Genomic DNA, 2,574 nt, shown 5'->3' on the forward strand with positions numbered 1-2,574 from the left:
GCGCAGTTGGGCGACCATCGTCACCAGGCGCCGGTTGCCCAGCAGTTCCAGCAGACCGAGGTGGAACTGCCGGTCCTTGTCCAGGAACACGGCCAGATCCCCGTCCCGTGCCGCCGCGGTGATCTCCTCCGCCAGCCGGCGGAACTGCGGCACGGGCGCCCCGTCCAGGGCCTGGACGACGTCCGCCATCGCCGGTGCCTCCAGCAGCGTACGGATACGGAAGATCTCGTCCAGGTCGTGTTCGCCGAGCACCGGCACCCGGAAGCCGCGGTTGCGGATGACCTCCACCATGCCGTGATGGGCCAGGTCCATCACCGCCTCACGCACTGGCGTGATGGACACCCCCAGTTCCTCGGCAAGCTGATGACGCTGCACACCTCCCCCGGCGCGATCTGCCCGAGCACGATCCGGGTGCGCAGCGCCTCGCGGGCCTGCTCGCGCAGACTGACCGACTTCAGGCGGGCGGTGGGCGTACGAGAGGGAGCGGAGCTGGAAACGGTCACGCCTCATACATAACACGACGCCGACCTTCCCCAGCCAGGTGCTCAGAAGTCCATCTCCACGTAGTCGATGTCGGTGAACTCCACCAGGAGGCCGTCCGCGCGGCGGCCGCTGTCCTTGAAGTAGACCTCCTGGAACCCCTCTGCGGCGATGTCCCGGAGCTGCTGTTCGGTGGCGCCGGTGGACCGGGCCTCGAAGAGCCGGGCCGCGTAGGCGGGGGGCAGGTGCTGGGTGATCAGGCGGACGCGGCCGTCGTCGGTGGAGCCGGGGGCGGCGGTGAAGCCGAAGCGGGCCCGGGTCTCGATGACGATGCCGGTGGCGGTGGCGGCCTGCTTCCTGGCCCGGGCGCGCACCCGGGGCTGCCAGTCCTTGCGCACCTCATCGGCGAGGCGGGCGGCCAGGTCCTTGCGGGGGCGTTTGAACTGGCCGGTGAGATAGCGCTCGACCGTGCGCTGCGATACGCCGAGCCGTCGCGCGACCGCCTTGGTGGAGCCCTTCTCCTGCTTCACCAGGAAACGCATCTGCGCGGGGGCGGTCTTCGGGATGGGGCGGGTGAAGGTGGCCTCCGTCGCCTTGTCGAGGCTGTCGCCCATGATGCCCATGGTGCTCGTCTCCTCCCCTACTCACCGTCGAGCGCGGCGTCGGTGCCCTTGATGTGGCGGGCGGGGTTGTGGCCCTCGTCGAGGAGCTGCGCCGCCCACAGGAACTCCTGGGTGCCCTCGTGCTTGACCATGCCCGGTGAGACACCGAGCCGGAAACCGCCGGGCAGCGGCTTGCCGTCGGGGGTGTGCGGCAGGAAGTCGAGCGGGCTCGGGCCGTCGGAGAGATAGACGACGCAGTCCGAGAGGACGGCTACGGGGAAGAGCCCGGTGTCCGCGAACTTGCGCATCTTGCGGTGCATGTTCACCCGCGCGGTGGAGATGACGGCGGCGCGGATGTCGGGGCGCCAGGTGGGGCGCTCCAGGGCGGGCCAGCGTTCGCCGGGGCGGTAGCGGGCGCCCTGGGGCCGTTCGCGGAGCTTGCCGATGCCGCCCTTGACGGTGGCCTTGATGGCGGACAGGACGGCGGCCTGCCCGGGGTCGGCCTGCTTGTGCCGCTCCATGGCGGCGAGGAAGTCCGGCGGGCTCATGCCGGACACCACGCCGAGCCGCTCCATGGTGGCCATGTAGGCGTCGCGCAGCCGGGTGTACCAGGCGTCCAGATAGGAGCCGGTCTCGGGGCGGACCCACGCCTCGACGGGCCGTACCTCGTGGCCGAGTTCCACGGCGTACGCGACGGTCGGCGTGGCGTACCAGGCGGGGCCCTCGGGGCGGTTGCCGTGCGGAGTGAAGGGGTTCGGGAGGCGGGGGTCGAAATCGATGTGGGAGAGGTCGACCAGCCAGCTGCCGGGCAGCGCCTTGTCGAAGGCGGGCGCCGTGCGGTGTTCGGGCGCCCCGAGCCCGAGGTTAAGGCGGTTGGCGGCGGCGGCGAAGGCCATGTTGACGTCGATGCCCACGGCGTGGGTGTGCGCGCATTCGGCGTCGGTGAGCAGCTCGGGGTCGCGGATCCAGTCGTACGCCTCCTCGTCCAGCATCTCGGCCGGGGTGCGCCGGTGGCCGCGCGGGTACAGCTGGGCGACGACGGGGTGCTCGTCCGGTGCCTCCGGTGGCGCCGGGTCGACCGGCGCGCTGAGCGAACCGGGCTGCGGGCCGGAGCCCCAGGTGCCGGTCGCCTCGTCCTTCACGGCGCGGGTGGGCGGGCGCAGGGCGGTCATCAGTTCCAGCCCGGTGACGGCGGTGGTGCCGCGCGGGGTGATGACGCGGGTGGCGTAGTCGCCCAGTACGCTCGCCAGTTCGGCCGGAGCGAACCGGTCGGCGCTCCCCCAGGCGCGGGAGTCGAGCGCGCCCCACGGGAGGACCGCGAATTGCACGCAGTGGCGGCGGCCACTCTGCACCGGGCGGTAGACCGAGGCCCAGGGGCCGAAGCCCCGGCGGGTGAGCTGCCACTTGGCCCTGGTGATCTGCTTGACGACCTTGTGGTCGTCGGGGCAGTCGCAGGTTTCGGCGGTCGGTCAGTTCGGCGGGCAGCCCGAGG

2 protein-coding genes and 1 pseudogene are annotated in these 2,574 nt (G+C 71.9%); all 3 read right to left on the minus strand.

Annotated elements, in window-relative coordinates; translation table 11 throughout:
* Nucleotides 1-342 (minus strand): GntR family transcriptional regulator (locus SSOG_RS01465; protein WP_245606186.1); only part of this gene is annotated, 342 nt, incomplete at its 3' end.
* A 203-nt stretch (nt 343-545) separates the two neighbouring features.
* Nucleotides 546-1,103: a telomere-protecting terminal protein Tpg gene (gene tpg, locus SSOG_RS01470; RefSeq protein ID WP_009712412.1), complete on the minus strand. Its 558-nt coding sequence runs from the start codon at nt 1,101-1,103 to the stop codon at nt 546-548.
* A gap of 17 nt (nt 1,104-1,120) precedes the next feature.
* Nucleotides 1,121-2,574 (minus strand): annotated as a pseudogene (tap, locus tag SSOG_RS01475) (telomere-associated protein Tap); the annotation flags it as partial.

This window comes from Streptomyces himastatinicus ATCC 53653 (assembly GCF_000158915.1).
In the GTDB taxonomy this organism is placed as follows: domain Bacteria; phylum Actinomycetota; class Actinomycetes; order Streptomycetales; family Streptomycetaceae; genus Streptomyces; species Streptomyces himastatinicus.